Origin of the sequence: Kineococcus glutinatus, from assembly GCF_039542765.1 — a bacterium.
Classification (GTDB): Bacteria; Actinomycetota; Actinomycetes; order Actinomycetales; family Kineococcaceae; genus Kineococcus_A; species Kineococcus_A glutinatus.
In genome coordinates, this window is sequence record NZ_BAABIL010000139.1 from 1 (window position 1) to 6,964 (window position 6,964).

The following is a 6,964-nucleotide window of genomic DNA, read 5'->3' on the forward strand; positions in this document are numbered from 1 at the left end:
AGAGCGACGCCCACGTCGCGCGCACCGCGCCGGCGACGGCCGCGACGCCGCGCACGCCCAGGGTGGTGTCGTGCTGCCCGGCCGCCGAGGCCAGCGCACCGTCCTCACCGGTCGCCGACCGCCGCACCGCCTCCGCCGCGTCGCGGCGCACCTCCTCGGCGGCGGCCAGCCCGGCCAGCAGCACCGGCGGCAGCGGCCGGGTCCGCAGCAGCTCGCCCACCGCGGCGGGACCCCGGGCGGCGAGCAGACCCGGCAGGTCCAGCGCGGCGGCCGCGGCGCGGTAGGTGCCCAGCGGGACCACGAACCCCGCCGGGACGGGGAAGCCGGCGCGGGCGAGCTCGCCCAGCACCGCGGCCTTGCCGCCCGCGGCGGGCGCCGGGACCGCCGCGAGGGGGACCACCCCGTCCACCGCCCCACCTCATCAACGCAGCGTTGACAACAACGTGTTGATGATGCACCGTCGTGACGTGGTGGGCAACGAGGGGACGGCCGCGGCGGACCGGGCGCGGGCGCACCGCGAGCGCGAGGCGAGACGGCTGCTGCTGGACGCGGGGGCCGACGGCCTCCCGCGCCGTCCCTGGCAGGCCGGCGCGGCGCCACCGGCCGACGTCGACCTGCTCCGCTTCGCGCTGTGGTGGTCGACCGCCGGGGCCGCCCACCCCGGGGCCGCCTCCGAGACGACCGCCGAGACGAGCACCGAGACGAGCACCGAGACGACCACCGAGGTGGCGCTGGCGGCGCTGCGGCTGCTGCCGGCCGCCCGCGCCGAGCTCGACCAGGTCGAGGCCGCGGTGCTGTTCACCGCCCGCGCGTGCGGCCTCACCTGGGCCCGGATGGCCGATGCGCTCGGGCTCGGCTCCGCGCAGGCCTGCCAGCAGCGCTTCGACCGGCTCACCACCCGCACCGGGGGGGTGGCGACGTGAGCCGCGGCTCCCCGCCGGAGCTGCTCGTGCTGCACGCCGTCCGGCTCAAGGGCTTCGCCGACGACCGCGCCCTCGCCGCCCGCTTCGCGCTGGACGAGGCCGCCACCACCGAGACGCTGCTGGACCTGCAGGCGTTCGGGTGGGTCGCCCGCAGCGAGTTCGCCGGCACCGGCGGCTGGTCGCTCACCGACGCCGGGCGCGCCGAGGGCGAGCGGCGCCTCGCGGCGGAGCTGGACGCCTGCGCCGGCGCCGGCGTGGTGCGCGAGGTCCACCGGGTCTTCCTGCCGCTCAACGCGCGGCTGCAGCGGGCCTGCACCGACTGGCAGCTGCGGCCCACCCCGACCGACCCGCTCGCCGCCAACGACCACCGCGACCCGGCGTGGGACGGTCGCGTCGTCGGTGAGCTGACCGACCTCGGGGCGGAGCTGGCCGGGCTCACCGCCCGGCTCGGCGCCCTGCTGGCGCGCTTCGGGGGCTACGACGCGCGGTTCGCCGCAGCGCTGGGGCGGGTGCGGGCCGGGGACGTCTCCTGGGTGGACCGGACCGGCGCCGACTCCTGCCACACCGTGTGGTTCGAGCTGCACGAGGACCTGCTCGCCACCCTCGGCCTGGCCCGCGGCGCCGGGGCCTGAGTGCCGGGGCCTGAGCGCCGGGGTCCGGTCAGCGGGCCGCGCCGGCCGCCACCACCGCGGCGGCCTCCCGCTCCAGCGCCGCGAGGTCCACGAGCAGGTCCGCCGCCCCGTACAGCCGGTCGCTGAGGGCGTCGACGCCCGGCGAGAGCACCGTCAGCTCACCCCGGTCGGCCAGCTCCGCGAAGATCCCGTCGTTGCTCACGACCAGCACCTCCACCGGGTCGGGGACCTGCTGCGCGGCGGCCAGCAGCGCGAAGTCCGCCACGTCGGCCCCGTCGGCGACGGACAGCGCCCGATCCGCGAACTCCGCCAGCCACGGGCGCGAGCGCGCCACCGCACCGGCCTGGCCTGCCAGCGCCACGTGGTCGGCCTGCCGGGCCAGCTCCACCACCACCCCGAGCCGGGCCCGCAGCCGGCTGCGGGTGGCGCGCAGGTTGTCCAGGTCCACCAGCAGCACCCGCGTCGTCCCCGACCCGGACCACACCGGGTAGTCCCGCACGAGCGCCCGCAGCGCCTCCCCCACCGGGTCCGGCCCCGCGTCCTCGGCGGGCTCCTCCTCGGGGGCGGCCCGCCCGCGGCGCTCCCCGGCCGGTGGCAGGTCGGTGAGGCGGAACCACTCGTACTCGTCCCACTCGCTCGGCCCGCCACCCAGTCCCACCCGGTGATCGTCGCAGGCCCGGGCCCTTCGTGCCGGACCAGCCCCGCCGCGCGGGCGCGCCGGCCTCAGGCGCGGCGCAGCATCGGCACGTGCTCGATCCCGTCCTCCACGAACGGCGGCCCGTCCACCGCGAAGCCGTGCCGGGCGTAGAGCGCCTGCAGGTGGCTCTGCGCGTCGAGCACCACGTCGACGTCCCCGGCCAGCTCCAGCGCCCGCTGCAGCAGCAGCCCCGCCAGCCCCGAGCCGCGGGCGGGCGGTGCCACGACGACCCGGCCGATGCGGGCGCGCCCGTCGGGGTCGCGCAGCAGCCGCGCCGCGGCGACGACCCGGCCGTCCTCCTCGGCCCACAGCTGCAGCGCGTCCGGCTCCAGGTCGCGCCCGTCCAGCTCCGGGTAGGCGCAGGCCTGCTCCACGACGAACACGTCCACCCGCAGCCGCAGGATCGCGTACAGCGCGGCGGGGTCGACCGCGGTCAGCGGGGCCGCGCGCAGCTGCGGGCTCACCCGCCGAGCAGGTCGTGCCGCACGACGGTCTGGTCGCGGCCGGGGCCGACGCCGACCGCGGAGATCCGCGCCCCGCTGAGCTCCTCCACGCGCTCGACGTAGCGCTGCGCGTTCTTGGGCAGGTCCTCCCAGCTGCGGGCGGCGGAGATGTCCTCGCTCCAGCCGTCGAGGAACTCGTACACCGGCCTGGCGTGGTGGAAGTCGGTCTGCGTCATCGGCATCTCCTCGTGCCGGACGCCGTCGACGTCGTAGGCCACGCACACCGGGATGCGCTCCCAGCCGGTGAGGGTGTCCAGCTTGGTGAGGACGAAGTCGGTGACGCCGTTGACGCGCGCGGCGTAGCGGGCGATGAGCGCGTCGTACCAGCCGCAGCGGCGCGGGCGGCCCGTGGTCGTGCCGTACTCCCCGCCGTCGGCGCGCAGCTTCTCCCCGTCGGCGTCCAGCAGCTCCGTGGGGAAGGGGCCCTCGCCCACGCGCGTGGTGTACGCCTTGACGACGGCGATGATGCGGTCGATCCGGTTCGGCGGCACGCCGCTGCCGGTGCAGGCGCCGGCGGAGGTGGCGTTGGAGGACGTCACGAACGGGTAGGTGCCGTGGTCGATGTCCAGCAGGGTGGCCTGCCCCGCCTCGAAGAGCACCATCTCACCGCGGTCCAGCGCCCCGACGAGCTCGCGGCCGGTGTCGGTGACCATGGGGCGCAGCCGGTCGGCGTAGGACAGCAGCTCCTCGACGACCTCGTCGACGCCGATGGCGCGGCGGTTGTACACCTTCACCAGCAGGTGGTTCTTCTGGTCGAGGGCGCCCTCGACCTTCTGCCGCAGGATGCTCTCGTCGAAGAGGTCCTGGACCCGGATGCCGACGCGGTTGATCTTGTCGGCGTAGGTGGGGCCGATGCCGCGGCCGGTGGTGCCGATCCGCCGCTTGCCGAGGAAGCGCTCGGTGACCTTGTCGATCGTGCGGTGGTAGGGCGCGATGACGTGGGCGTTGGCGGAGACCAGCAGCTTGGAGCAGTCCACCCCCCGGGCGGTCAGGCCGTCGATCTCGGTGAACAGCACCGACAGGTCCACCACGACGCCGTTGCCGATGACGGGCGTGACGCCGGCGGTGAGGATGCCGGAGGGCAGCAGGTGCAGGGCGTACTTCTCGGTGCCCACCACGACCGTGTGCCCGGCGTTGTTGCCGCCGTTGAACTTCACGACGTAGTCGGCCCGCGCGCCGAGCGCGTCGGTCGCCTTGCCCTTGCCCTCGTCGCCCCACTGGGCCCCGACGAGCACGATCGCGGGCATCTCGATCCCCTGCTTCCTGTTCCGGCTGCTGGCGCTGCGGCCTCCGCGCACCGCGCCCGGCGCGCGCCCGCGGCTGGCCGCCGTCGGCCTCGCGGACCGCCACGACGGACCGGCGAGAGCGTACCCGCTGCGCCGGCGCCCACCCGGCGGAGCGTCCCCGGGACGACCCCGGTCAGCCCAGGCGCTGCGCCAGGTGCCGCCCCAGGGCGCGGCCGGACAGGTACGCCCCCTCCACCCGCGACACCGGCCCCCACGCGTCGCCGCAGACCCCGATCCCGGAGGCCTCGTCCCAGCCGAACGGGGAGTCGGCGTGCTGCCGCAGCGGCTGGGCCAGCGACCAGCGGTGCGCCCGCACCCACTCCGGCTCCCCCACCGGCCCGTCCGACAGCAGCGCCTCCAGCTCGGCCAGCACGGTCGGCACCACCGCCGGCGGGTCGTCCAGGGCGGCCGCCGACAGCTCCGGGGCGGTGTGCGCGACGAGCACGGGCGCGCCGTCCCCGCGGCGGGCGCCGTCGTCGGCGAGGAACGTCAGCACGTCGGAGTCGTTGACGAACGCCCCGTCCAGCGGCGGCCACCAGCGCTGCGCCCACCCGGCGGCCACCGCGATGCACGGGCGCCAGTCCCAGCGGCCGGAGACGTCCAGGCGCTGCGCGACGTCGGCGGGCAGCAGGTCCCCCGCCTGCGGGTCGGGCATCGCGAGCACGACCGCCGCGGCGGGCTCCCCGTCCACCTGCGGGGAGCCGGAGGCGGCGTCGACGGCCTCCACGTCGTGGGCCAGCCGCACGTCCAGGCCGTCCTGCAGGTCCGCCACGAGGGAGCGCAGCCCGCCCGGCGCCGCCCAGCGCACCGGCCCGGGCTCCGTCGGCCCCCCGAGGCGGGCGCCCGCGCGGGCGGTGCCGGTGACGACGTGGAAGCTCCTGGCCCACTCCCGCGCCAGGCCCCGCGCGCGCCAGCCCGCCACGACGGCGCCGAACTCCTCCCCGGAGGCGGTGAAGTACGACGCGCCGATGTCGACGGGCCGCACGCCGTCGGCGCCGGGCACCGGCAGCCGCCGGGAGGCCATCCGGCCGCCGGGCGCGCGACCGCGGTCCAGCAGGCGCACCGGGACGCCCGCCGCGTCCAGCTCGCGGGCGCAGGCCGTCCCGGACACGCCGGCGCCCACGACGACGACGCCGGTGGCGGCCATCAGGCGAGGCCGAGGACGCGAGCGGCCTCCGGGTCGCAGTCGGCGAGGAAGGTGCGGCAGCGCTCGGCCTCGTCCTCCTCGCGGATCGCGGCCGCGGCGTGCCCGAGGGCGGCCAGCGCCCGCAGGAAGCCGCGGTTGGGCTCGTGCGACCACGGCACGGGGCCGTGGCCCTTCCAGCCGGAGCGGCGCAGCGCGTCGAGGCCGCGGTGGTAGCCGGTGCGGGCGAAGGCGTAGGCGGTGACGGCCTCCTCCTCCGCCAGGGCCCGCTCGGCGAGCAGCGCCCAGGCCAGCGAGGACGCCGGGTGCGCCGCCGCCAGGTCCTCGGGGTCGGTGCCGGCGGCGACCGCGTCGGTGACGGCCGGGTCGGCGGGCAGGTGGGTGGGGGCCGGTCCGGGGAGCAGGTTGCCGTGGGTGTGCGCGGTCACCGGGGGTCCTCTCGCGGGTCGTCGGGCTCCGCCGGGGGCGGGGCGGGCGGGTCGTCGGGCTTCGCGGGTGACGCTAGCTCCACCCACACGAGCTTGCCGCGCGGCGTCCGCCGCCAGCCCCACCGCCCCAGCTGCTGCACGACGCGCATGCCGTGCCCGCCGCCGCCGTCGGCGCGCGGCGCCACGACGCGCGGGCCCTCGGGGTTCTCGTCCTCCACCTCGATGCGCAGGCCGCCGCCGGTCTCCGACAGCCGCAGCGCCACCTGCCCCCAGCCGTGCAGGACGGCGTTGGCGACGAGCTCGGAGACGACGATCTCCGCCTGCGGTGCGCACGCCAGGCGCCACACGGCGCAGGCGCGCAGGGTGGCGTGGCGGGCCTTGCCGATGGAGGAGGGCTCCGACGGCAGCTGCCAGCGGCGCCGGCGGTGGCTGCGGGAGCGCTCGCCGCCCTCCCCGGCGACGGGCGCGGGGACCCGCACGACGACGACGGCGGTGTCGTCGTCGGTGGCCTCCCCCAGCGCCCGCAGCAGCTCGGCGCCGATCCCCGCGGCGTCGGCGGAGGTGGCGGCCTCCAGCGCCCCCACGAGGGCGCCCAGGCCGTCGCGCATCGGCCGCTGGCGGCGCTCGATGAGCCCGTCGGTGTAGAAGACCAGGACGTCGCCGGGGGCCAGCGAGCGCTCCCGCGTGGGGCGGGGCCGGTCGCCCAGCCCCAGCAGGGTGCCGGTGGCCTCCGAGAGCACCTCCACCCGCGGGCGCCCGCCCTCGGCGGCGCGCGAGCGCAGCAGCGGCGGCAGGTGCCCGGCGCTGGACCAGGCGAGCTCCCACTCCCCGTCGTCGAGGCGGCGCATCGTGGCGTACACCAGGCTCGCCATCCGCGTGACGGCCAGCCCCGAGGCGACCTCGTCCACGCGCCGCAGCACGCTGCCGGGGTCGTCGAGCTCGACGGCGCACGAGCGCACCGCCGAGCGCACCTGGCCCATGGCGGCGGTGGCCTCCACGTCGTGTCCGACGACGTCGCCGATGACGACCCCGACGACGTCCTCGGCGGGCTGCAGGACGTCGTACCAGTCGCCGCCGAGCTGGGCGTGCCCGCTGCCGGAGCGGTAGTGCGTCCACACGTCGAGGCCGGGGACCTCGGCGGGCTCGGGGAGCATGCTGAGCTGCAGGGTCTCGGCGAGGGCGTGCTCGCGGGCGTAGAGGCGGGCGCTGTCCAGCGCCAGGCCGGTGCGGCGGACGGCCTCGGCGACGAGCGCGGCGTCGTCGGCCCCCAGCGGGGGCGGCACGGCTGCGCCCCGCCCGCCCCTTTGCACCGGGGCACCGGTGGGCGGGGCGCCCGCGCCGGAGGGCGCGG

The 6,964-nt window shown here is 77.9% G+C and carries 9 protein-coding genes; 2 read left to right on the top strand and 7 right to left on the bottom strand.

Features of this window, described 5'->3' with window-relative positions; genetic code table 11:
• Nucleotides 1-409 (bottom strand): PEP/pyruvate-binding domain-containing protein (locus ABEB16_RS06270; RefSeq protein ID WP_345711401.1); only part of this gene is annotated, 409 nt, incomplete at its 3' end.
• A gap of 58 nt (nucleotides 410-467) precedes the next feature.
• Between ABEB16_RS06270 and ABEB16_RS06275 the strand changes: the two genes are divergently transcribed.
• Nucleotides 468-923, top strand: coding sequence for a hypothetical protein (locus ABEB16_RS06275; protein ID WP_345711402.1), 456 nt, complete (start codon nucleotides 468-470; stop codon nucleotides 921-923).
• A complete protein-coding gene (locus ABEB16_RS06280; protein WP_345711403.1) occupies nucleotides 920-1,555 on the top strand; it encodes a transcriptional regulator in 636 nt (211 codons plus the stop codon). The genes ABEB16_RS06275 and ABEB16_RS06280 overlap by 4 nt, the downstream gene beginning before the upstream one ends.
• Before the next feature lie 28 nt (nucleotides 1,556-1,583).
• On the opposite strand, the gene ABEB16_RS06285 is transcribed toward ABEB16_RS06280, so the two are convergent.
• From ABEB16_RS06285 to ABEB16_RS06310, 6 genes are all read right to left on the bottom strand, one after another.
• A complete protein-coding gene (locus ABEB16_RS06285; protein ID WP_345711404.1) occupies nucleotides 1,584-2,213 on the bottom strand; it encodes a hypothetical protein in 630 nt (209 codons plus the stop codon).
• A 65-nt stretch (nucleotides 2,214-2,278) separates the two neighbouring features.
• Complete coding sequence (locus ABEB16_RS06290) at nucleotides 2,279-2,716, bottom strand: GNAT family N-acetyltransferase (RefSeq protein WP_345711405.1); 438 nt, start codon at nucleotides 2,714-2,716, stop codon at nucleotides 2,279-2,281.
• Nucleotides 2,713-4,002, bottom strand: a complete 1,290-nt coding sequence (locus ABEB16_RS06295; protein ID WP_345711406.1) for an adenylosuccinate synthase — start codon at nucleotides 4,000-4,002, stop codon at nucleotides 2,713-2,715. Before ABEB16_RS06295 ends, ABEB16_RS06290 begins: the two co-directional genes overlap by 4 nt.
• A 172-nt stretch (nucleotides 4,003-4,174) precedes the next feature.
• A complete protein-coding gene (locus tag ABEB16_RS06300) occupies nucleotides 4,175-5,188 on the bottom strand; it encodes an NAD(P)/FAD-dependent oxidoreductase (RefSeq protein WP_345711407.1) in 1,014 nt (337 codons plus the stop codon).
• The gene (locus ABEB16_RS06305) at nucleotides 5,188-5,613 is read right to left on the bottom strand and encodes a DUF3151 domain-containing protein (RefSeq protein ID WP_345711408.1); all 426 of its coding nucleotides are present in this window, start codon (nucleotides 5,611-5,613) and stop codon (nucleotides 5,188-5,190) included. The genes ABEB16_RS06300 and ABEB16_RS06305 overlap by 1 nt, the downstream gene beginning before the upstream one ends.
• The coding region (locus ABEB16_RS06310) for an ATP-binding SpoIIE family protein phosphatase (RefSeq protein WP_345711409.1) at nucleotides 5,610-6,964 on the bottom strand (1,355 nt) is incomplete at its 5' end. The genes ABEB16_RS06310 and ABEB16_RS06305, both read right to left, overlap by 4 nt.